The sequence below is a fragment of the Armatimonas sp. genome (assembly GCF_043757465.1).
Taxonomy (GTDB): domain Bacteria; phylum Armatimonadota; class Armatimonadia; order Armatimonadales; family Armatimonadaceae; genus Armatimonas.
Genome location: NZ_JAYVPL010000038.1, coordinates 1 through 21,790 on the forward strand (window position 1 = coordinate 1; position 21,790 = coordinate 21,790).

Genomic DNA, 21,790 nt, shown 5'->3' on the forward strand with positions numbered 1-21,790 from the left:
TGCGGTGGTGTGAACGTGAAAGAGGACGATGCCTTGTACAATCTCGATAGCCTCCAGGGAAATTGCTTCTGGATCTGGTAGAAAGGTGTGAGCCATGCTGTACAGTACCCGTCTCTGTCCTCCGGCAACGCCACTGCATCCCACCCCTCTTTCACCTAATTTGCGTAAGATCCTAAAATCGGGCATCTTTTTAGCCAAATGACATCGGGCCCGCTCTCGGGTACAGTTGAGTTGGAAAACAAAAACACACCCGAAGGAACCCGATGTCACAGACAGTTTACAACACAGAAGCCACTCAGCGCATTTGCAGCCATTTAGAAAAAATGCTCGCTCGCGTCCCCATGGGAACCAACAAAGGCATCTACCAACTTATGATGGCAATGGTTTCAGGCAGATTTTTAGAATCCCGAAGAGCCGTCTTTCCTGCCTTAGCAGATATGGGACTCACGCCCGATGCAATTCGTCGCTCAAGTGCGGCTCTAAGAAAGGGAAGATGCAAAACGCAGGATTTGCTTCAGGCTTGGCAACAAAGCGTCCAGAAAGAGGGCTACTTTACCCCCAATTGCTATGGCGGATTCTGTCCGGTTCCTTGTGATATGACCGGTTTCCGAAGACCACAGTAGTTGAAGGATAACCCTGCAAAACACTACGTCGCCGAGGCAGGAAAAGCCTTACCCGCAATCGTCGTAGGAATCGCAGTCGCCGTAGGGAACCTAAAAAATGGAGCCGTAGGCAGCTCAGATAAGGTTGGCACTTCGCGTTTTGCTTTGCCCAGGCTTCTGGTGAGATGGGAACCAGGCTATAGAAATAATTTTGTGATTTTATAAGATTCGAGGTTTCCCACCCGTTATAGGGGTGAAGCGGAGGAGACACTTCCGCAACCAAGAGGAAACCAAAAACTATGTTTACGACGTTCACGAAAATTGTTATCTGCATCGCTGCTCTAACGAGCCTGACCTGCCCGAGCTTTGCGCAGGAGAAGTCCAGCAAGCCCGCCACTTTCAAGGCCGCCCCGGCGATGCCCAAAAAGAAGACGGAAGCGAAAAAGTCGGAGAAGGCTGTTGTTGTTCCGGTCTCGCTGAACAAAGCGAGTGCGAAAGAGCTAGAGAGCCTGCCTGGGATCGGGCCCGCCATTGCGGAGCGCATTGTGACGTACCGCACCGAGCAGGGCAAGTTCACCGAGCTTTCGCAGCTTATGGAAGTGAAGGGGATCGGGGAGAAGAAGCTGGCACAGCTTCGGCCGCATCTTACTCTGGACTAAGAGCGGCGTGATACGATGGGAGCGTGCTAGATCATTTGATTTCGATGCCGCTCCCTTTTACGCCTGGGGGCCTGATCTTCGACTGCGACGGAACCCTCGCGGACACGATGCCGCTGCATTATCAGGCGTGGCGAGCGACACTAGACCGTGCGGGGCATCCAGCGCTCTTTACCGAGGAGCAGTTCTACGCTTGGGCAGGCGCACCGGCCTATGAGATTCTTGAGCGCCTCGCACTGCAACACGGAGTCACGCTGGCGCTGGCAGATCTCACCCATGAAAAAGAGATGACCTACCAGAAGCTGATTCCTCAGCTCACGCCTATCGAGCCCGTTCTGGCAGAGCTACGGCGCTTCTATGGCACTGTCCCGATGGCAGTTGTCTCGGGGGGCATGAAGGTACTCGTTGACGAAACCCTGGATATTCTGGGCATTCGTGAGTGCTTCGAAATTGTGGTAGGCTCGGGCGAAGTGACCAAGGGGAAGCCCGATCCCGAGGGCATGCTTCTGGCGGCAAAGACCCTGGGAGTCGCCCCCGAAAACTGTATCGTCTACGAGGACGGTCCCGCTGGGATTGAGGCGGCGCGGCGCGCTGGCATGCGTGCCGTGGACATTACGAAGTTTATCGGCTAGAATTACCGGAGCAATGGCGATACTACCCCCCCAAAACAGTCCTCAAGAAAATCATCTGGCCACGCGTCTTCTGGCACTGGTCCTGATCCTGATCGGGATTGGGATGGTGGTCTGGGTCTTTTTCTCCGCCAAGCAGCTTCTTGAAGCGCAGTCCGTACCCCTCCCGGCTCCCACACCGGCTCCCAAGCCGCTACCCGGGGCGACGCCTGCGCCGGACAATACGGCGGGAGATCTGGTGGTTCGTGGGGTGGTGGCTCCCCTGGCTAGCCTTGTCCGCAGCCTGCTCACCTTGCTGGTGATGTGTGTCGCCGGGAGCCTCGTCGCCGCCTTGGGCATCCGCTGGTGGGGCAAGCGCTAGAGCGCTGCCGTCGGGGAACGTTACCGTATCGCCGGGGCGTAGCTTACGCCCGCGCCGTGTCTCTGGCTCCGCGTTGACCTGGAACTCGCCCTCCTCAAGCTGAAGCTTTGCTTCCCCGCCTGTCAGCGCGATTCCCAGAACTTTTAAGAGCTGACCGAGGGTGATAAACTCCCCGCGAACTTCAAAACCTTCGTCCATACTAGAGATTTTCCCGGTAGAGCGCCAGTGCCGCCCGCATGGAGGGAAACGCAATCTCGTCTAAGTCCACGGCTTGGGGGGCCAACCAGATCGTGCTTTCCACTTCACGCGGCGCGAGGGTGAAGCTCTGCTCCGTCAGCTCCGCCACAAAGAAGAGATCGCAGACCGTGTAGATAATCCCACGATAGGGGTAGACATTGGGAGCAGTGCACAGGAAACGCAGAGCGCTCACTTCCACGCCCAGCTCCTCCATCACCTCACGGCGAGTCGCGTCCTCCGCCGTCTCGCCCGCATCCACAAAGCCCCCCGGCAAGGCCAGCTTGCTCTTACCCGGATCGCGTGCCCGGCGAATAAAGAGCAGCTCGCCTTTTGAGTTGACCGCGAGAACAGCAACAGCGACCGTGTTGTTAAAATGCAGGCGGTAGCCACACGCGGCGCACGCAAAGTAGCGCTCCGAAGACGGTGCACTGGGGGCACCACAGTGCGGGCAGAAGTGCACTGTCTGATGGGCGGGAAGAAACTCACTCATAGTGTATCCATCCTATCGTACTTTTTCTGTGATTCAGATCATAGCTTGTGAACCTTTTTACCCTTAGAATGCACCAAACAGCCGGAGATTAAATCATGCGACTCACTGCCCTTGCTCTGTCCCTCTGTGCCCTCGTGGCCTGTCCCCCCCGTACGCCTCTGCGGGCGGCCTCACCGAAAACAGACTCCGCTCCCCGTGTCGTTGCCACGCCGCAGGAACGAAATTTTCCGTCGCTGCAACTGACCGTGAGCGATGAGGAAAAAGACGCGCCGGTGCGGCTGGAGCATGCAGACATTCAGATCACGGTCGCGGGGCCACTGGCACAAGTTACCCAGACACTGGTTTTTCATAACCCGTCGAAGCGGGTGCTGGAAGGCGAGCTGACATTTCCTCTGCCGGAGGGCGCGGCGGTTTCAGGGTTTGCGCTGGATGTGAAGGGCGAGCTGGTAGACGCCGTGCCGGTGGAAAAAGAAAAAGCACGCGTGGTGTTTGAGAAAGAGGTGCGCAAGGGAGTGGATCCCGGCCTCCTGGAGAGGCTGGAGGGCAATGTTTTTCGTACCCGTGTCTACCCGCTTCCGGCAGGCGGCACCCGCACCGTGCGCATTACCTACAGCACGGACAAGCGCACGATTCCGGTTCGCTTTGGTGGCCCGATCCCCGAGGGCAAGATCACGGTGGACGTGCTCGGTGCGACCAAGGCCAGCATCTTAGTGGGCAAGCGCCCTTTTACCCTGGCTCACTTCGACGACCGCCTGAGAGCGGAGGTCGTACTGGAAAATAGTGCCGAGCAGGACGTGACGATCACGGTTCCCCACACGGACAGCCCGACGGTGCTGACGGAGAGCTTCACCCGTGCGAGTGGCCCGCGTCCGGAGCGGTTTTTCTGTATCACGGACACGCCGCCTCTTGTCAAGATCGAGCGCGTTGCCGCGCACCAGATTGGAATTGTCTGGGATGCGAGCCTGAGCCGCCGCAAGGCAGAGATCGGCAAGGAGCTGGCACTGCTGAGCGAGCATCTTTCTGGGAAAACTCTTGAGGTTGAGGTGGTCGTGCTGCGTGAGCGGGCGGAGAAGCCGCGCAAGTTTCGGGTGACGAGTGGCAATGCCAGTGAGCTCATCGCGTTTCTTAAAGCACAGCCCTTCGACGGTGGAACGGCGCTTGGCGCACTGAACTTGCAACGCCGCGACTACTGGCTCTGGTTCACCGATGGCTTCTCCAACCTCGGGCACGGCTTGCCAAAAGTGGCGGCTCAGACCCCGATCTATGCTATCGCCACCGCGCCGGGAACGAACTTTGGCCTCCTGCGCTACTTCTGCGAGCAGACAGGGGGCGCTCTGAGTGACGGCACGAACCCCGATGCCTTGGGCCGCCCGAGTGTCGCGCTTCTTGGTGTGGAGGGGCAGGGGACAGCCGATCTGCAGTGGCAAGACGGCCTCATCACGGGCCGCCTGCTCACCGAGGAAGCGAAGTTGACCCTTGTCTATGGCCTGCCTGGTGGACAGGTTATCGCACGCCATACCGTCACTGTTTCGCGCACGGGAAGCTCTGCCCAGGGCCTCATCGCCCGCCAGTGGGCCGCCCAGCGGGTCGAGCGCCTTGCGCTCCTGCCCGACGAAAACCACGAGGCGCTGCTGGCCCTGGGCCGGGATTTTAATTTAGTCACGCCGGGCACGTCGCTGATCGTCCTTGAAACGCTAGAGCAGTACGTCGAGCACAATATCGCCCCGCCACGCACCCGCCCCGCGCTCTACGATGCCTGGCTGGGCCGCGAGAAAACGGAGAAGAACACCCAGCGGATCAAGGACGACCTACAGCTCCAGAGCGTGCTGAATCAGTGGAATGAGCGCTCCACCTGGTGGAAGAAAGACTTCCCCAAGTTCGCCAAAAAGAGCGACGCGGAGAAAAAACGCGAGCGCTTCTCCTCCGAAATGCGCCCAGTGCCTCGTATTGCGGGAGAGCACCGCCAGGAACTACCTGCCAGCACGAACCGGGATCAGGGCCGAGCAGTAATGCTCCGTGGCGCACAACCGGCTGTGGCGGCATCGGGGCGGGCTAATTCCGATCCTTTGGCGGAGCTATATAAACTGAATTCTCCTGTCAGCACCTACAAACCTACTGCACTGGAACCAGACGCGATGCGCCTGGGAATCGCGATCAAGGCGTGGACTCCGGATGCGCCGTATCTGAAGACGCTCAAGGCTGCCGGGCCAGCGGGCGCTTACGCGGCGTACTTAAAAGAGCGCGAGAGCTACGCCGACACGCCCGCGTTCTATCTGGACTGCGCGGAGCTGCTGCTCCAGCTTGGTCGTCAGAGCGAAGGCTTGCGCATCTTGACGTCTCTTGCGGACTTGCAGATCGAGGACGCGGCGCTACTGCGCGTGCTGGCGCACCGACTGGCACAGCTTGGAGAAAAGCAAATTGCCGCCACGCTCTTTGAGAAGATTCTGTATCTGCGCCCCGAGGAGCCCCAGAGCTACCGCGATCTTGCGCTGGTGTGCGCCGACTTAAATCAGCCGGAGCGGGCGCTGGAGCTACTGCACACCGTTGTGATGCGCCACTGGGAGCGCTTCGACGGCATCGAAGTCATTGCGCTCACCGAGGCCAATGCGATTCTGGCAAAGCACCCGACTGCACGCCATAACTTTGACCGCCGCCTGATCCAGAACCTCACGTGCGACGTGCGGATCGTGATGACCTGGGACTCGGATAGCTCCGACATGGATCTGCACGTGATCGAGCCCACGGGCGAGGAGTGCTTCTACAGCCATAACTTAACCCAAGTGGGCGGCAAGCTCTCCAAAGACTTCACGAGTGGCTACGGCCCCGAGGACTACATGATCCGCCGTGCCGTGCCGGGCGTCTATAAAATTCAGACCAACTACTTTGGCAGCGGCGAGCAGAAACTCACCGGCGGCACGACCGTGCAGGCCACGATAATCACAAACTTCGGGCGCGGCAATGAGAAGCGCCAGCATCTGACGCTACGCCTCACGCAGAACAAAGAAACCGTGACGATTGGCGCCGTGACTCTAGGGCGGTAGTTCATCGGGGCGACTCAACGCGGCTACAGCGCGTCGGCGATGATCTTGCGGATCGTGCTCTCTTGCGCCTCGATACTCTGGCACAGTGCGAACTGCACCAGTGCTCGCTCCAGATTGTGGCCCCGGTGATCCGCGAGGAAGTAGACATCGCCCGCGAGGTGGTCCGTGAAGAAGCGCAGGCCCAGCTCGAAGGCAATTAAGCGAATCGCATCGAAGAGGTGCTCGTAGTCGGCGGGGGTGAGAAAGTGGTGGGCCTGCTCCAAGTAGCCGCTCAGAATCGCCTTGGCAAGCTCTGGCTCGAAGCACACGGCGTCGAAGTCTTTGGTCTCCTCGCCCAGTGCATTACACGCCGAGCGCAGCCCATCGCCGATATCGTAGTGCACTAGGCCGGGCTTGACAGTATCTAGGTCAATAATACTAATGGCTTGTCCGGTGACAGTGTCCATCATCACGTTATTGATCTTTGGATCACCATGAATCGGGCGCAGCGGGAGCTTGCCCGACGCCTTGGCATCCTCTAAAACGCTGATAAATCCGCGTCGCGCTTCCACAAACGCCAGTCCGTGGCGCACTTCGGCTGTGATCTCCGTACTATGGTTGGCGGCGACTTTATCGAAGTGTGCCAGATAACCGGGTGCGATATGAAAGCCTGGCAGCGTGTCGGCGAGCTGATCGGCCTTCATGTCGCTGATCAGGTTGTGAAACGCACCCAGCCCGAAGCCCACCTCGTAGGCATGCGCCTCATTCTGGGCAGTGTTGTAGGAGCGGGAGCGGGGAATAAAGCTCAGGGCGCGCCAGTACTCGCCTTCGGCATCAATCCAGAAATCCTTGCCATCGCGTGCGGCCAGAACCTGCGGTGTCTCCCAGCGACGGCCCTTATCAATCGGGGCAACGGCAAGCTTACGGGCGACGTGCTCCGAAAACCGGCGGATGTTGCGCATCACCAGCTCGGGCTGGGTGAAAACCCTCTTGTTGATCCGCTGAAGGATAAACCGCTCGCTATCTGTCAGGGTGACAAGATAGGTTTTATTGATATTGCCGGTGGTGTCCTGCTTGATCTCGATGATCTCATTGCCTACCGGAAACTGAAGCGCCGCCTGTTCTTCCAAAGTAAATGCCTTTAATTATTGCGAACTCATGGGGATTTTACCACACGTGAGCCGTGGTCGTTTACCAGCCGATGTAACCCATCATAGGCGGGGCAGTTTGGTAGTGCGAACCAGATTCTGAGGACGGGTTGGTAGAGAGACCATATCCATTCTTGCCCCGTGTAGTCGCAGAAAAAGAGGAAGCAGGGGCCTTCAGGTTTACAGAGCAGGCGGCCCGTCCAGGTAATCTGTGGGCCAATTGCGGGAGGTCGGTTTTGCCTATCGGGTGTCTCCTGGTCGTAGCAGAGCTCGGGGTGTAGGAAGTCAAAAGTGAGGAGCGCGGAACCAAGATAGAGAAGCGGAAGGAGCCCTAGTGCCGCTAGAGTGCTCCGTCGCCAGGAGTGTTTGCGCCACTCGATAAAGGCGAGGGGAAGCGAGAACAAGAGAAACCAGGGAAGCCAGACGAGGGTGAGGAGGCTCATGCCTCCCGCGCCGAAGACCAGCATCGTGAGAAAGAGAGTCAAGGTGGCAATGCTGCTGAGGCTTGCTCCCCACTTCAGACGTTCACAGCGCGGAAGTGAGGAGAGCGCACAGGTACTGACGACTGCCAGAAGCACCGGCCCGACGAACCCCACAAACGGCTCTTTTAGGACAAGCGGGAGCAGTCCGGCAAGTGCGGCGAGGAGTCCGAGGGGCCAGTGCTTCACCTCACTACCGGATCACTTTCCCCTTGATATCCAAGAACCACGACGCGCACAGATCGTTGCCGAAGGTCTTCCAGTCATCCAGCATCCAGACGACTTTTTTGTCACGGGTGACTTCGATGATCTGCGGGTTCTCCGGGCCGGAGTGGGTGTTGCCAAAGGCAACATTGCCATTGGGGAGCACTTGCACTGTGGTGACCCAGCACAGGTGAATCGGGCGGCCATCAGGGCGCTTGAGCTCGTCGCGCTCGATGCTCCAGACCACTTTCCCCGCTTTATTCACTTCAAAGACCCGGTTGTTGTTGCCGCCGCCGATCAGTGTATTGCCGTTCTTGAGGCGCAGGGCATTAAAAACACTGGTTCCATGACCATCGTGGCCGCCCGTGGCAGGTTGGTTATTAAGATCAATCTTGTACTCCCAGACAACCTTGCCCTTGCCATCGTACTCGCGGACGCAGCCCATACCCTCGTGTGCGACGAGGTAGTTGCCATTGTCTAGCTTGCGGACACGGCGGGTGTCTCGATGCGAGTCCGGAGCTTCGACGGTGAGAGGGACTTCCTTGACGATCTTGCCGTCTTTATCCACCTCGATAATGCGCTTATTGCCCGTCTCGGCGATCATGGTCAGGCCGTTTTTGAGACGTTGGAACCCGTGGATCTCGATGCGACCTGTGTAGGGAGCGACGGGCTTGCTCTGCCACTCCCAGACCACTTGCTTGTCCTTGGTCATCTCGACGATCTTCGCGGGGCCCAGATGAATCAAGAAGTTGCCATTGGGCAGCACTGAGAGATCGTGCGAGTTGAAGCCGCAAGCAACCTCCCACTCCACCTCGCCTTTTTCATTGAGAATAACGACATGCCCTTTGTCTTGTGCGATCAGTCTGTGAGTCACGGGCTTCTGTGCGTACACGGGAGCCACTGCGGCGGCGATCACTGCCGCGAATAAATACCGTCGGGTTATGTTTTGCATGGGGGATTATTCGTTGCCGAGGGGGAAGAATCCTTGTTGGTTTGTGTTCGAGGCAATGGTTTGTGTTCGAGGCAACAAGTTGCTCTCGCTTAGGGCTTCGTTCGTTCCTCTCTGCGCCGGGCACCCTCCGGGTGCAATTAACCCGATGGCGGGCATTGATCTGGAAAGCAAAAGCCCCGTAGCCTTCTTGCCAGAAAACAGTTCTACCCAGAAGAGCTTCCGATGCTAAGTTTTGTGAGGCACCCTTGAGTTGCTTGACCAGAGCGGCTACCGTAATAGTACTGGGAAGAAGAACGGCGATATGGATATGATCAGGCATTGCCCCAATTGCCAGTACTTTTGCTTTTAGTTCTTCCGCCTTGGCGAAGAGGGTACGGTACAAGCGCTCCTCGATCTCTGCCGATATCCAACCCTCTCGATTCTTGGTTGTCCAGACCAAGTGGAGAGGCATCACAATCTTACTGCGTTTCACACCCATAAAACGGTCGTCAAACCCCAAATCTAACAAAACCCTGAAAATTAGTTTTCCGCACCCGGAGGGTGCCCGGCGCAGTGAGAAACGAACGAAGCCCTAAGCGAGAGGATATTTATCCCTCGATATTGAACCAACACCCATGTCCGACCGATGTATTCGCCGTGTGCGTGCGACGCCCGTTGTGGTGCCCGCGAAGCCCGATAGCCTTAACTCCCCTGGAATCGCCGATGAGGACGCGGGGTTTCTCCAGAAATTTAAGCTGGGGGGGTACTGGTCTGATTTTGTGCACATGCCCAAGTGGATTATCGAGCTCGAAACGGGCGAGGGCGCGATTGGCATTGGGGAGAGCTACCGAACCGTGAGCGAGGCCGAGCTGGAGCCAACTCTCGCGGTGCTTCTGGGAGCCGATCCGCTGGCGCTGAACTGGCGGGATCTGCCTATTGCCAACAGGCGGCTCTACGATGCCTACGAGTCGGCGGTGCTGGACTTGGCAGGGAAGTATCTGGGGGTGCCGGTCTATCAGCTACTTGGGGGGAAAGTGCGCGACTCCATCGAGTGCCTCGGCTGGACGGCGCGACGCACCCCTGCCGACGCGGCACGTAAGGCTCATGAGGCAATGGAGCAGGGGCATCGTGTCTTTAAGTTCAAGATCGCCGAGAGCGACTCGCCACGGGAGTGGTGCGCGGCCATTAAAGAGCGCTGCGGCGAGGGGATGAAAGTCTTGCTCGATCCCAACCAGCGCTGGGGGAGTGTCAAAAACACGCTGGAACTGATGCGCGGCGTGGATCTCTCGGTGATGTATGGTCTGGAGGATCCGATTGAGCGGCAGGACTACGCGGGCTTCCAGACACTGAAGGCGGAGCTAGGAATCCCTATTTTTATTCATATCTCGCTGCCGTATCTGCATCAAGGGCAGCGTGTGGAAGATATTCTCCCTGCGATTCGCACCAACTGCGCCGATGGCTACAACTTCAACGGCCCGATGTTCGCCTTTGTCGAGCTGTGTAAAGTGGCGCAATGGGAAGGAAAGCCCGTCTGGCATGGCTCCGAGGTAGACCTAGGAATTCTGGAGACGAGCTACCTGCACGCCTGCGCCGCTGCGGAGTCCTGCACGATCCCGTCGGATATTTTTGGCGAGCGTGTGCGTGAGGATGACTTGGTACGGGGGGGAGTCACGATGGAAAACGGCCACGCGGCTGTCCCCGATGCGCCCGGCCTCGGGATTGAGCTGGATCGCACGGCGCTCGAGCGCTACCGAGTGGGGGCGACGATCAGCCGCGACTTAGGGTGATCACGCGGTCGCCTATTTGGATCACCACTGCCCCTCCCTGGAGCTGGTAGGTGCCCAACAAGTAGAGCCCATTGTCGTCACTGAAGGCGATCTTCCCGTTGCTGGCGGCCCACTGCCCTTGCGTGCGCTCCACGGTGTCACCACTGTCTAAAGAGACGCCGCCGGGGCCGAGGGCAATCGTGCGCGAGTGGCGGCTCTCAACAAAACGGCCCTCGCCGGTGAGCTGGTAGGTGGTGCTGCTATCACTCACACTGGAGGCTTTCAGACGGCCCACGGCATCACGAGCGTCTCTGGAATTGGTTCGTGTCGTTCCCTTCCAGCTTCCCAAAAGACGGCTATCGTGCTCCGGGGAGGTGCCCTTCACCGATGCCATTGAACTCTGGAGAGCTGCTTCGCGGGCAGTGATCTTTGTCTTAAGGCCCACAGCTAGAATGGCGGCGATTCGGCCTTGCGGCTCGGAGAAGATGCAGCGGACGTACACCGAGCTGCCACGCCCGTTGGAGCCCGTGAAGGTCAGGTCGCCCTTTTCACTGCCCGTGCGCTGGAACGTGATACCCGGCCCCAGAATCAGGCCACCCGTGCCCTTTGCCCCATTGAGGATCAGCTCCATAAACTGCCCTAAGCGCGGGTCGCTCTTGCTCTGAATACCGTTCGCATCACCTACCAGCAGAAGATAGATTTCATCGCCATCCGCTTTGCTGGCTCCGGGAGGGAGTAGGGTTGTCAGGACGCTGCTCTGCTGCACTTTCCAGCCCTTGGGCAGGTTGAGAGCGAGCCCCGCGGGGTGCGTAAAGCCACTACCCGTCGCCGCCGCCGTTTTTGGAACCTTGGTTGGAGGCTCTTCCGGCGCGGCTCCGCCACTGCGAGTGAGCGTCATCACCTCCTCTTCGTTACCCAGTTTCATGACGAACTCGATCTGCCCGCCCTTGCGGCGGATCTCGAAGGGGAGATTGATGCCCTGATAGGTAAACTGCCCGGTGATTTTTTTACTGTCGTCGCTGATCTTACCCGCCAGAGTGGCGCTTGAGGAACCATCGTTAAACGTCCCGGTCACTACGCCGTCGCTGGCCTGTTTGATCAAGAGCTTGATCGTACCCCCGTCTTGTTTGCCGGTGTAGTCGCCGGAAAAACTCTGGAACGGAGCAGGAGCAGTGTGAGCCGGGGGAGTAAAAATGTGAGCCGGGGGTGTAAAAGAGAGAAGCATAGTCAGTTCCTTTGCGGTGTTTTAGTAGCCCTTCCAGCTTCCGCCACCACCACCGACCATGATACGCACCTCGAAGCTGTGTTTCCACCAGCCGGTGCGCAAATCCTCGGCGTTGGGGCCAGGGGCGTTCGATGAGAGATAGACGGCGCTACGGTACTCGCCGCCCGCCAGGCGTGCCGCAGAGACCACGAAGCCGATCTTGACGGAGGCCCCCGGCGGCAGAACAAGGGGGAGGTTGGTCGGACGCACATTGAGCCAGGCGTGCTGGGTGGCTACCATACGGATGAGCAGAGTCGCGTCGCCGTCGTTCTTGGCCTCGATGGCGAGTAGGCCACCGCCACCCTGCGGCACCAGGGGGCGGTCGGGCTGGCTACAGACAAGCTTGGCGACGCCTTTTGTGGGGGCGGGGGCGTTTTGCTCCGTGAGAGCGGGTGCGATGCTCGTGGGAAGGTTCCCAAAGAGGGGGGGAGGGATCCCAGGCTGTCCGGGGGTCTGGGACGAGACCGTGGCGACTGCCGTGGAAGTGGGGCGAGGCAGGGGAGCCGTGGCGAGCTTCTCCAGGCTTGCCAACACCTCCCTGAGGCTACCAAGAGTCTCACAACGCAACGTCACTCCCTCCACACGGCTGCGCACGGTGGGGGTGGCGAAGGGGCCTGTGGTAGGCAGAAGCGCTGCGATGAGCTTCGCCATCGCCTGGATATCGTTCTCGACAGTCAGCGAGCCATTGTAGAGTGCCCGGTGGTGCGATGCCGCGGGGTCGGTAGCACCAAAGTCGGTGAGCATCACGGCCCCATCATCGGCAATGAGGATATTCTCGTAGGAGAGCCCGCCGTGGGGAAGCTGGCGACCGTGGGCGTACTCAAGCGCCTCTAAAACGGGCAGTAGGAACTTGCGCAGAGTCTCCGTGTCAGGTCGCCCTCCCTGGGCCGACAGCCGCTGCCGAAGATTCTTTCCGCGTGCCACATCGCGCACCACGTAGAGCTCGTTCTCATCCAGTAGCCAGCGACGTGTACGGGCAATGGCGGGATGATCCAGCGTGAGTGCCTCAGTCAGGCGGGAGCGATTGGCACTGGTGGGAAGGCGCTTGAGCAAGACGGGGCGCTGCATCACGGGGTCGCGTGCAAGCCAGACCGTGCCGCCCGGGGTGGGACTGTCTACGGTACTGGGACTCTCAAACATACTCAGGATTGTGCTCTGGGCCATGATAAAACTTTAGCGATCTATTATACGGCTAGCTGAGGGCCAGACTGTAGAGAACACCGTTGGTGGAGGTGAGAAATAATGCACCATCGGCCAGTGCGGGGGCGGTGATAATCTGGGAGCTGATTGTCCCGGTCTCGTACAGACGCTCCATGGTGCGGCCCGGTGCCGCGCCGTAGATATCCCCATCTGTGACCCCAAACAGGAGGGAGCCTGCAATCACCACGGGGGAGGAGCGCACGGGGCGGCGGGTAGGGTAGCGACGGACAGCCCGTCCCAGGGCGGCACTGACCAGGTGCACTCCATCCTCGCCCGGCAGATAGAGCAAGCTGCCGTCGCAGGCGGGCGTCCCCGAGAGCGCCACGCTGGTGACTTCTACCTGCCAGAGCTCCTTGCCTGTCTGAATCTCGTGCGCAAAAACCTTTCCCGTGTCGGTGGCGGAGTAAACACGGCCATCGTAGGCGATCGGGGACGCCTGAAACTTGCCCAGTCCATTGGAGCGCCAGAGGAGCTTGCCGGTAGTCAGCTCGATACAGCTCAGTACCCCGCTGTCATCATGAACCAGCACCCGTCCGTCAAAGAACGCCGGGGCGGTCATAACGGGGCCTTCCAGCGGCGTCATGCAGATTCCATCCCCTAGCTCCACACCCACCTGCGCCAGTGCACCTCCCTCCGCCGTGACCAGAGGAACCAGGAGCGGTGAGCCGGGTGTGGAGGGAACCGGAGCGCCGTAGACCTTCCCCGCTAGTGTCCGTTCCCAGAGGCGGGTGCCACGGAGCGCATCGGCGCAGACCAGCAGGCCCTCGACCGTGGCGGCGTAGAGCTTCCCCTCGTTGAGGGTTACCCCGCCGCGCTCGGGATAGACCGGGTCGGCGAGAGGATACGGGTCCCAGAGCGGAGCGCCGGTGTCGCTCTGAAAGGCGTAGATATGGGCATCCCCCTCGGACGTGGCGGCAGCGGCGGCGACCATGCCGTAGGCCGCGATTGGGGCGCTCCAGTAGAGAGTCTGCTCGCTGCGGCTGGGCGGCACCGACGGAAACGACCAGCGACGGGTCAGGGAAAACCCCGCCCCCTCACGCAGAGGCGCAACTCCCAGATCCACGGGGTCGCGTAGGCCAAAGTGGCCTGGGCCGCCCCCAAGAACAGTCCAGTCCAGCAGGCCACGGACGGTGTGCGACGAATCCGCGATGCACTGACGAGCACGCCACGTGTTAGGCGTTGAGCAGATCGGGCAGGGGCGCAGGCGCTCGAAACAGAACGGACAGAACGCGGGAATCGTCGCACCATCGGAGAGGTCCGCATCTAGCGTCTTTTCGCACGACGGGCAGATCGCCACTGGGAGGCGCACGTAGACTGTCGCACTCATCGTGGGCAGGGGAGACAAGCCTGCTCCTCCGAGGCGCTGGCTCAGGAGCGCGATGGGCGTTGCGGGCGGGCCACCCGCCTGAAGCTGCGCCCGCGCCGTGTCCACTTTGACCGTTACCGCCACCGCCTGCTTCTCGCCAGGCCCCAGAGCGGCCTCCTGCGGTGATAGGCTGACCCAGTCGGCCTCAGACGACAGCTTGACATACAGAGCAGTCTGGGGGTCGCTGTTGGTCAGGTGAAAGCGTAGGCTACGAACACCACCTGCAAGGTAGTCCGTGGGGGAGAGGATCAAAGTCCTCAGGTCTGCCGGGAAATCTGTTTCGTTGGAAGTCACTGCCAAGTCCTGCGCATTCTAGCACATTTTTCCACTTCGGCCCCGATTTTGGATGAGAAACAGGAGAACTTGGCTCTACCGCTTATACTTTTTGAAAAACGCGATCAGCTTCTCCGGGGCGCTGCTGGGGTAGCTGTGGCCGCCTTCGTGGAGTACCACCTCAACGGGCACTTTGTCGCCATTGATTTTCTTGGCCGCGTCTATGGCCGCTTGTTGCTGATCCCACTTCACAATTGGGTCGTTCTTGGCCCCGATGTGCATCAATGGACAGGGTTTAGCACTGCGAATCAGCCGCTCGCCCGCGCCCGCTACCACGCCCAGCGCGGCGAAAAGCTCGGGCTTCTGGCCCCAGAGGTAGTAGGTAAAGCCGCCACCGTTGGAGTGCCCGGTGCAGTAGAGCTGCTTCTCGTCCACCTTCCATTCTTTGTGCGCTGTCTCTAGCATCGCGTTGAAGAAATCAAGATCCCGGTTGGGGAGCAGGCCACCGCCAAACATCTGCCAGCCCGGCTTGCCGCCCTCGGGATCGCGTGAAGTCTTGGTGGGTAGGCCATTGGGATAGACAAAGATCGCCTCAGGCCAGAGCGCCTGCAAGTTCCAGCGGTTTGCGCTATTGCGTCCGTTGCCCCCGTGCCCGTGGAACCCGAAAACAATCGGCGCTCCCTCGGTCTTTGCCGGAAGCACCACAACGGCGGTGCGCTTGGCACCCTTCACACTCCACTCTTTTTGCGTCTCTCTCATGCGGCTACCGACGCAGGCGGGATCTGGGAGTTCACTGGTTTTCCGGATAGTTTACCAACATGAGGTACTTCGTGGTGTACAATCCAGGTATGAAGAAAATGTTGGCAATAGTTGGGCTGGCAGTGATTGCTTTGCCAGCGCTGTGCAAAGATTTCTCGATCCATCAAGTGATGGGCAAGGAACCTCGCCAGGTGGATGCCGCGATTGGCAAGCCGCTGAGTATTGGCGAAAAAGGGGCGTTTCGTGAGTACGGCACCAAGCGCTCGGGCTGGTACGTGCGCTTCGCGGGCGGCAAGTCCGTACTGGCGACGGTGACATTCCGCACGGCATTTGCAAAGCCCGAAATAGCACTGGAGGCAATTGACCTGAAGGTGGGTAAGCTCAAGCCGGTAAAGTCCATGCTCCTCTCGCACCGCTGGGAGAAGCTGGAAGGGCTGAAGAGTGTTACGGTTCGCAGCCTCGATGGCAAGCGCTGGGACACGATCGAGATCGAGAAGTAGCCGGTACGCCTTGGCAGTTGTGGCGTACGTCTCGGGGCACGGGCTGGGGCACTCGGCGCGGGAGGTGACGGTTCTGCGGGACTTGCCACCGGAAATTCCGCTTTTTGTAAAGACGGTGGCTCCTGAGTGGTTCTGGCGTGCGGAAGTGAAGCGTCCCTTCACCCTAATCCCCGAGAGCTTTGATGTCGGTTGCCTCCAGACCGATTCTGTGACGGTGGATATTGCGGCGACGAGGGCCGCGTGGGAGGAACAGAACCAGCGCAACAAAGCGTGTCGCGCCGACGAAATCGCCTGGCTACGCTTCGTTAATGCCCGGCTTGTCCTCACCGATGTGGCCTCGTTTCCCCTGACACTTGGCTTGCCGTCGGTATGCGTTGCAAACTTTACCTGGGCCGATATCTACGCGGATTACGCAGGGTTCGAGGGAATCGTCGCACAGCTCGAGGCGGAGTACGCACAAGCAACCCTGCTACTGGAAGCGGGGCTCGCACTCCCGATGCCGTATTTCCCGAGCCGCGAGTCCGTGGGATTGGTGGCGCGGGTGGGAAGCTCGCACACGCTCTGTTCTGGCCGAAGTGCGCTGATCTACGCGGGGAGCTGGGGGATGCCGTTTCCGTGGGAGAGCCTGGAGCGCTTTATGGGCTGGACGTTCTACACACTCACGCCGCCGCCGAGGCCCTGGCCCGGGAACTTAATCGTGCTTTCGCGTGAGACGATGCCCCATGAGGACTTGGTGGCGAGCGTGGACTGCGTGATCTCCAAGGCGGGCTATGGCCTGGTGGGCGAGTGTATGGCAGCGGGGACACCGCTCGTCTACGGCCCTCGTGAGGGCTTCGCGGAGTTCGCCGTCCTCGATGCCGCCCTGCAAGCCTGGAACGGTGGCATGCGCTTAGAGAGTGAAGCGTTTCTCAGAGCCCAGTGGCCGCTGGAGGGGATTCCTACGAAAGGAAGTGTCTCGCGGCTTCCCCCTCCTGGTGCCGCAGCCACTATCGAAACACTGGTGAAACTCTGGAGTGCTCACTAAGCCGATTCCGCTGCATCCGACGTATCGGGATGAAGGGCCTCGGCGACCACGCGCTGGGTGACTTCGGTAAGGTGCTCCTCCAGGGTGGTGTGCAGCGCCTCGAACTCCGGCCAGAGGGTTTCCTGAACAAACGAGCGGGTGACTTTGACCATGACCGTGGTGCGTTTCTGTCCACGGTAGCGGTAGGGCTTGAGGTTGTAGCGTCGGAGCAAGGCCATGAAGAGCTGCTGCGCCCAGCGATCCGACATCGTGAACTTGTACTCCACGGTCGGCTCGACTTTTTCGACTTCTTTCAGCCGCGCTAAAATGCGCTCACGGGCACCGGCGGCGGCCTCGCGCTCGCCCAGTGTCCCAGGCCGAGCATAGAGCGCCTCGATCCTGCGTAGCTTCTCAATGAGCTTCTCTTCATCTGTCATAGGGGCTTAGTGTATCAGCACCAGAGAGACTTGCGAAGCGTGGAGAAAGCGATACTATACTTGTGAGCTTGCCGTGTTCGGCACGGAGACGACAGACACTTTGCAGCCTGCCGCCCTGTGGCGACGAGGTCAAATGGGAGCCGACACCGGGTAGGGACGATGACGTCTCGTTTCGACCCGTTCGGCACGCGCTGCGCGAAACGCCGGAGACCCTCCGCACCAACTTCCAGCCCGACACGGCAAGCTCAACTTTACCCCAAACTTTAGTCGGGGCCGAAGGGGCCATCGTCGTCGTCGGCGACTTTCTCGATGTCTTTGTCTTCGTCGTAGCTGAGCGTGACGGCTTCGGTGACGGTTTCCCCCACGTAGCCGTAGAGACGCCGCAAGTCCCAGAGCGTGATCCAGGCGCGGACATACTGCCGCATGCGTGTGCTGCCCGCGTACTCCAGCGTGTCCGCCAGCGACGGTGGCTGCCAGTCGTAGGCGGCGGCGTAGACAGCCTGGAGCGTGTCGTGAGTCTGGCGTACTTGCTCGCGACCCGGGACTTGGACGCTGAGGTTGGTTGTCTCAATGGCCGCAATGCCGCGCTTGGCATCCTCGATCTTACTGGGCAGATCGCCCGCTAGCTCCATCTTATCGGGCACTTTGAGGCGATCCCCGCGCCGGTGCAGCACCTCACCCGCGTAGTCATCCGTGATGGCGGCGACCACGAGTAAGCCTGGAATTCGGGTGTCCTCAGCGAGCCCTAAGAGCTGCGAGAGATGCGCGTAGGCTTTCCCGCGCGCCCGCAGGCCGTAGCGAGAGATGAGCTCAGCCTCGTCCAGCAAGATCACCCAGCCGGTGTAGCCCAGCGCCTTAAAGAAGCGCGTGAGAAAGGCAAAGCGTAGCAGCTCTTGATTTTTCTGAGGCCGACCCAGGGTGTAGTCCGCGTCCGAGCCCAGCGACTTCAGCGAGGCACGGAACTCACTCAGCTTGATGGGGTAACCCTGCCACTCCGCTAAGAGCTTTTCGGAGAGTTCTTCGTCGCTGCTGGCAAGCCGCTCAAAGAGGGTGAGAGACGCCCCAAAGCGTGGATCCAGCTCGGGCGTGCGGTGCACCCACTGGAAAAACTCCGCCCAGCCCGGCGCTTTATCAGCAGAAAAGCCCTCCGCGAGCTCGGCGAGCGCGGGGCCGACTCTATCGGGCAAAGTGGCACTGTCAACGGCGCTCCGCAGCACCTTGGTGAGATCCGAGAGAGGCGTCTCCTTGGAGAGCGTGACACGGGAGCAGACGAAGTGACTCTCGATCCCTAGATGGCGCAAGTACTCCAAGAGATGCGACTTGCCGCTCCCAAAGCCGCCTGTGATCACCATTCCCCGCGCTTTACTGTCCTCCTCGATACCGCGCAAGGCTTTCTCGAACTCCTCACTGGTGCGCTTGTGCAGCGGCGTGAGAAGCCGAACGGCATCGCGGTTGGGGACGCCTGCGCGAAGTGCCTCTAAAGCGCGGCGACAGAGCTGCGGCTCCAGAGTGGTAGGGATTATCTCGCTCACGAGGTGGGCACTCCTTCCAGATGAACCAGCATTCCCAGCGGGTTGCTGCGGTCTTTGTCACGAACATCCTCGATAGTGCGCAGCTTCAGCGCCGTGTAGCTGTTTAGCCCGCGTCGCTCGTTCTCGATCAGTCCTGGCCCGGCGGCGGCAACCAGCAGGAAATGGCGCAGCTCATCCGTGCTGTCAATGCACTGGCGTAGCACTTCGTAGAAATCCTGGATCGCGGCGCGGGTGTAGCGCAGGCCACCGGGAATCTCAGAGACCACGGGGCGGATGTCGAGGAGAACGACGAGTCCCTTGAGGCCGAGCTTTGGCAGAAACGCTGCTAGAGACGACAGCATGAGCCGCCCGTTGTGCCGCCCGATACGCTGAAAGAGCCGCAGGCGCTTGAGCACGGAGAGGGAACATTTTTCGCCACGCAGCCACTGGTAAACCACTTCGGAATCGGAGGGAGTGACACTCTGCGGGTTGAGCTGACCGAGAACCAGCATCGCCATCGCATTGCGAAACTCCCGGTAGAGGCTATGGTCGCTGCTGATTGTGTGGGCAACCCAGCGGCGCGCCTCGGCGAGCAGTTCTGCGCGGGTGATATCGTTGCAAACCGTCAGGGAGTCCACATCGAGCGCACCAGACTCGGGAACCGTATAGCCGCTTTTCTCCAGTTGCCCCCGGAGCCAGTGCTTGACTCCCGTCTCCCAGTCAATCTGGCGAGCAATGGCATGAAAGAGCTGCTCGATGAGCTGGACTTTTGTCTGCCCGGCATCCACCCAGGCCAGCCCGTAGCCCCACTCTAACGCCACGCCCGCAAGAGTCGCCAGCGCGGTGTCTACGGCATCCACATTCGGGGCAACAATCAAGCGGACGGCGGAGCCACCGTCGGCGATAAACTCCGCCAGGTACTCGTTGTCTAGGCAGCGTACCCACTCGTCCAGTGCAACAGCCATATTTTTAGCCCTAGTCTCCCGGCGGGGTGAATTTCACTGTGGCGTAGAGCTTCTCGCGACCTTGCCGGTCCACAAACGGCAGGAGCTTGGCCTTGCGCTCGCGGGACGCTGTGCTGGCGGGTAGGCTTAGCTCGTAGCCTTTTTTTGTCTCTGTGATGCCGCTGGTATCTAGGAAATACACATCGCGGGTGAAGTCCAGGAGCGTGTACTCTTTCTCGCTGCCGGGCAGGAGTGTTAAAATCTCATACACTTGTGACAGCGGCAGATCAATCCAGCTCGCGAGATTTTCTTTAGCGCGCAGCAGCTCGTAGGCCGTGAAGAGTGTCTCGATAAAGCGCTCGGGACGTGCCTTAGCCTCGCGTGCCTGGATTTTTTTCAGCGCCGCCGCAATAACACTGGGACGCAGTGTAAAGTGCAGTACTTTATCCACGCGCACTGCCGCCAAATCCGGTTCGCGGCGCACTAGAACGGGGTAGGAGAAGATTGTCCCGTCGCGCTCGTGCACCGTCAGCCCAATACGCTCTGCTTCAGCGCGTAGCTCGCTCAGAAACTCGCCGTCGCTCTGGAGGTAGGCGTTTGCATCGAAGTCGAACTCCGGGCAAGCACTCGCCCGCTCCGCCAGCGTCTCCGCCGAGGCTTGCGCCGCCAGCCGCAACCTCTCTAAGTCGCGCACAATGCCATCCTCGGTGGCTTTCTGGAGCTTCTGCACCGCCGCGACGTGTTTTTTTGCCGCATCGAGCCACTCACGAATGGGCTTTTCCTGGGCGTTTAATAAGTCCGCTAAGGCCATAATTTTCTTTCTATCCCTCTAAAAGAAGCGTCTCAGGATCCTCAATCAGCTCTTTGACTTTGACGAGGAAGCGGACGGCGGTGCTGCCATCAATAATGCGATGATCGTAGCTGAGTGCGAGATACATAATCGGGCGGATCACAATCTCATCACCGACTACCACGGGGCGCTTGATGATATTGTGCATTCCTAGGATTCCAACTTGCGGGTAGTTGAGGATAGGGGTGGAGAGCATCGAGCCGAACGTGCCGCCATTGGTAATGGAGAACGAGCCGCCCGTCAGATCGGAGAGGCCGAGCTTACCCTCTTTGGCTTTGCTTGCCACTTCCTTGATTTTCTTCTCAATCGCCGCAAAACTTAACTTGTCGGCATCACGGATAATCGGTACGACTAAGCCGTCTTCCAGCCCGACTGCGATTCCAATATCGTAGTATTTCTTGAGGATAATCTCGCCGCGTGCATCGTCAATTTCGGCGTTGACCATGGGGAACTGCTTAAGCGCCCCGACGGTGGCCTTGGTGAAGAAACTCATGAAACCCAGCCCGACGCCAAAGCGCCCCTCAAAGTCCACCTTGCGCCGCGCCCGAAGCTCCATGACTTTGCTCATGTCCACTTCATTGAACGTCGTGAGCATCGCCGCCGTATTCTGTGCGTTCTTGAGGTTTGTTGCAATCGCCTTGCGCTTGCGCGAGAGGGGGATGCGCTCAACGGGCCTGCCCCCCCCGCCCCCGTCCGACGGGGGAGCTAGAACCACAACGGGCGGCGGTGCAGGAGCGGTGAGTTTGGCTGCAACATCGGCTTTACCGATCTTGCCCGCCGGGCCGGTGCCCGCGACGCCCTCAAGCGGAACATTGTTCGCTGCTGCCATCGCCGCCGCAACCGGCGTCGCATCGGCACTTTCCCCCTTGGCAGATTCCCCCGTCGGACGGGGGCTAGGGGGTTGGCTGGTTGACGCCGCTGCACCCGCCTCGATCAGACCGATGGCCTGGCCCACGGCGACCGTGGCTCCGACTTCGGCCAGGATCTGGGTGAGTACGCCATCGGTATCGGCCTCGATCACTTGATTGACTTTATCGGTCTCTAGCTCGACCAGTGCCTCACGTGCTTTTACGGCCTCACCGGGCTTCTTCAGCCACTGCGCCACCGTCGCCTCGACGATGGACTCGCCCATCTGGGGAACTACTATCTCAAGCGGCATT

General features: G+C 59.8%; 21 protein-coding genes. 6 read left to right on the plus strand and 15 right to left on the minus strand.

Going from position 1 to position 21,790, the window contains the following annotated elements; genetic code table 11:
- Positions 1-901 precede the first annotated feature (901 nt).
- Both ACH2ED_RS04930 and ACH2ED_RS04935 read left to right on the plus strand, forming a co-directional pair.
- Positions 902-1,261, plus strand: a complete 360-nt coding sequence (locus ACH2ED_RS04930; RefSeq protein ID WP_395089094.1) for a ComEA family DNA-binding protein — start codon at positions 902-904, stop codon at positions 1,259-1,261.
- Positions 1,262-1,305: 44 nt separating this feature from the next.
- The gene (locus ACH2ED_RS04935; RefSeq protein WP_395089095.1) at positions 1,306-1,890 is read left to right on the plus strand and encodes an HAD family hydrolase; all 585 of its coding nucleotides are present in this window, start codon (positions 1,306-1,308) and stop codon (positions 1,888-1,890) included.
- Between the two features lie 190 nt (positions 1,891-2,080).
- On the opposite strand, the gene ACH2ED_RS04940 is transcribed toward ACH2ED_RS04935, so the two are convergent.
- Together ACH2ED_RS04940 and ACH2ED_RS04945 are read right to left on the minus strand one after the other, a co-directional pair.
- Positions 2,081-2,446: an RNA-binding S4 domain-containing protein gene (locus tag ACH2ED_RS04940; protein ID WP_395089096.1), complete on the minus strand. Its 366-nt coding sequence runs from the start codon at positions 2,444-2,446 to the stop codon at positions 2,081-2,083.
- Between the two features lies 1 nt (position 2,447).
- Positions 2,448-2,975, minus strand: a complete 528-nt coding sequence (locus ACH2ED_RS04945; RefSeq protein ID WP_395089097.1) for an NUDIX domain-containing protein — start codon at positions 2,973-2,975, stop codon at positions 2,448-2,450.
- 95 nt (positions 2,976-3,070) lie between these two features.
- On the opposite strand from ACH2ED_RS04945, the gene ACH2ED_RS04950 reads away from it, so the two are divergent.
- The gene (locus ACH2ED_RS04950) at positions 3,071-6,016 is read left to right on the plus strand and encodes a VIT domain-containing protein (protein ID WP_395089098.1); all 2,946 of its coding nucleotides are present in this window, start codon (positions 3,071-3,073) and stop codon (positions 6,014-6,016) included.
- Between the two features lie 23 nt (positions 6,017-6,039).
- Here ACH2ED_RS04950 and ACH2ED_RS04955 read toward each other — a convergent pair whose 3' ends face one another.
- The 4 genes from ACH2ED_RS04955 to tnpA are packed head-to-tail and all read right to left on the minus strand — an operon-like array spanning position 6,040 to position 9,256.
- Complete coding sequence (locus ACH2ED_RS04955) at positions 6,040-7,125, minus strand: phosphotransferase enzyme family protein (protein WP_395089099.1); 1,086 nt, start codon at positions 7,123-7,125, stop codon at positions 6,040-6,042.
- 26 nt (positions 7,126-7,151) lie between these two features.
- A complete protein-coding gene (locus ACH2ED_RS04960; RefSeq protein WP_395089100.1) occupies positions 7,152-7,811 on the minus strand; it encodes a hypothetical protein in 660 nt (219 codons plus the stop codon).
- A gap of 4 nt (positions 7,812-7,815) precedes the next feature.
- The gene (locus ACH2ED_RS04965; RefSeq protein WP_395089117.1) at positions 7,816-8,742 is read right to left on the minus strand and encodes a hypothetical protein; all 927 of its coding nucleotides are present in this window, start codon (positions 8,740-8,742) and stop codon (positions 7,816-7,818) included.
- Positions 8,648-9,256, minus strand: coding sequence for an IS200/IS605 family transposase (gene tnpA, locus ACH2ED_RS04970; RefSeq protein WP_395089118.1), 609 nt, complete (start codon positions 9,254-9,256; stop codon positions 8,648-8,650). The genes ACH2ED_RS04965 and tnpA overlap by 95 nt, the downstream gene beginning before the upstream one ends.
- A gap of 136 nt (positions 9,257-9,392) precedes the next feature.
- On the opposite strand from tnpA, the gene ACH2ED_RS04975 reads away from it, so the two are divergent.
- On the plus strand, positions 9,393-10,544 hold the full coding sequence (locus tag ACH2ED_RS04975; RefSeq protein ID WP_395089101.1) for a mandelate racemase/muconate lactonizing enzyme family protein: 1,152 nt from the start codon (positions 9,393-9,395) through the stop codon (positions 10,542-10,544).
- On the opposite strand, the gene ACH2ED_RS04980 is transcribed toward ACH2ED_RS04975, so the two are convergent.
- The 4 genes from ACH2ED_RS04980 to ACH2ED_RS04995 all read right to left on the minus strand — a co-directional run bounded on the left by ACH2ED_RS04980 (position 10,525) and on the right by ACH2ED_RS04995 (position 15,385).
- Positions 10,525-11,748 (minus strand): hypothetical protein, encoded by a 1,224-nt coding sequence (locus tag ACH2ED_RS04980; RefSeq protein ID WP_395089102.1) that lies wholly within the window; start codon positions 11,746-11,748, stop codon positions 10,525-10,527. The two genes, ACH2ED_RS04975 and ACH2ED_RS04980, sit on opposite strands and share 20 nt — an antisense overlap.
- Positions 11,749-11,769: 21 nt before the next feature.
- A complete protein-coding gene (locus tag ACH2ED_RS04985) occupies positions 11,770-12,951 on the minus strand; it encodes a protein kinase (protein ID WP_395089103.1) in 1,182 nt (393 codons plus the stop codon).
- Between the two features lie 28 nt (positions 12,952-12,979).
- Positions 12,980-14,647 carry a PQQ-binding-like beta-propeller repeat protein gene (locus tag ACH2ED_RS04990; protein WP_395089119.1) on the minus strand — a complete coding sequence of 556 codons (1,668 nt, stop codon included), beginning with the start codon at positions 14,645-14,647 and terminating at the stop codon, positions 12,980-12,982.
- Between the two features lie 75 nt (positions 14,648-14,722).
- Entirely contained in the window at positions 14,723-15,385 is a 663-nt protein-coding gene (locus ACH2ED_RS04995; RefSeq protein ID WP_395089104.1) for an alpha/beta hydrolase family esterase, read from the minus strand.
- Positions 15,386-15,474: 89 nt separating this feature from the next.
- Between ACH2ED_RS04995 and ACH2ED_RS05000 the strand changes: the two genes are divergently transcribed.
- Both ACH2ED_RS05000 and ACH2ED_RS05005 read left to right on the plus strand, forming a co-directional pair.
- Positions 15,475-15,885, plus strand: a complete 411-nt coding sequence (locus tag ACH2ED_RS05000) for a hypothetical protein (RefSeq protein WP_395089105.1) — start codon at positions 15,475-15,477, stop codon at positions 15,883-15,885.
- A 10-nt stretch (positions 15,886-15,895) separates the two neighbouring features.
- Complete coding sequence (locus ACH2ED_RS05005; protein ID WP_395089106.1) at positions 15,896-16,909, plus strand: hypothetical protein; 1,014 nt, start codon at positions 15,896-15,898, stop codon at positions 16,907-16,909.
- Here ACH2ED_RS05005 and ACH2ED_RS05010 read toward each other — a convergent pair.
- From ACH2ED_RS05010 to odhB, 5 genes are all read right to left on the minus strand, one after another.
- On the minus strand, positions 16,906-17,325 hold the full coding sequence (locus tag ACH2ED_RS05010; RefSeq protein WP_395089107.1) for a hypothetical protein: 420 nt from the start codon (positions 17,323-17,325) through the stop codon (positions 16,906-16,908). The two genes, ACH2ED_RS05005 and ACH2ED_RS05010, sit on opposite strands and share 4 nt — an antisense overlap.
- 263 nt (positions 17,326-17,588) lie before the next feature.
- Positions 17,589-18,857 carry a BREX system ATP-binding domain-containing protein gene (locus ACH2ED_RS05015; protein ID WP_395089108.1) on the minus strand — a complete coding sequence of 423 codons (1,269 nt, stop codon included), beginning with the start codon at positions 18,855-18,857 and terminating at the stop codon, positions 17,589-17,591.
- The gene (locus ACH2ED_RS05020) at positions 18,854-19,801 is read right to left on the minus strand and encodes a BREX system ATP-binding domain-containing protein (RefSeq protein ID WP_395089109.1); all 948 of its coding nucleotides are present in this window, start codon (positions 19,799-19,801) and stop codon (positions 18,854-18,856) included. The genes ACH2ED_RS05015 and ACH2ED_RS05020 overlap by 4 nt, the downstream gene beginning before the upstream one ends.
- Positions 19,802-19,811: 10 nt before the next feature.
- Positions 19,812-20,591, minus strand: a complete 780-nt coding sequence (locus tag ACH2ED_RS05025; protein WP_395089110.1) for a hypothetical protein — start codon at positions 20,589-20,591, stop codon at positions 19,812-19,814.
- A gap of 10 nt (positions 20,592-20,601) precedes the next feature.
- Positions 20,602-21,789, minus strand: coding sequence for a 2-oxoglutarate dehydrogenase complex dihydrolipoyllysine-residue succinyltransferase (gene odhB, locus ACH2ED_RS05030; protein ID WP_395089111.1), 1,188 nt, complete (start codon positions 21,787-21,789; stop codon positions 20,602-20,604).
- Position 21,790 lies beyond the last annotated feature (1 nt).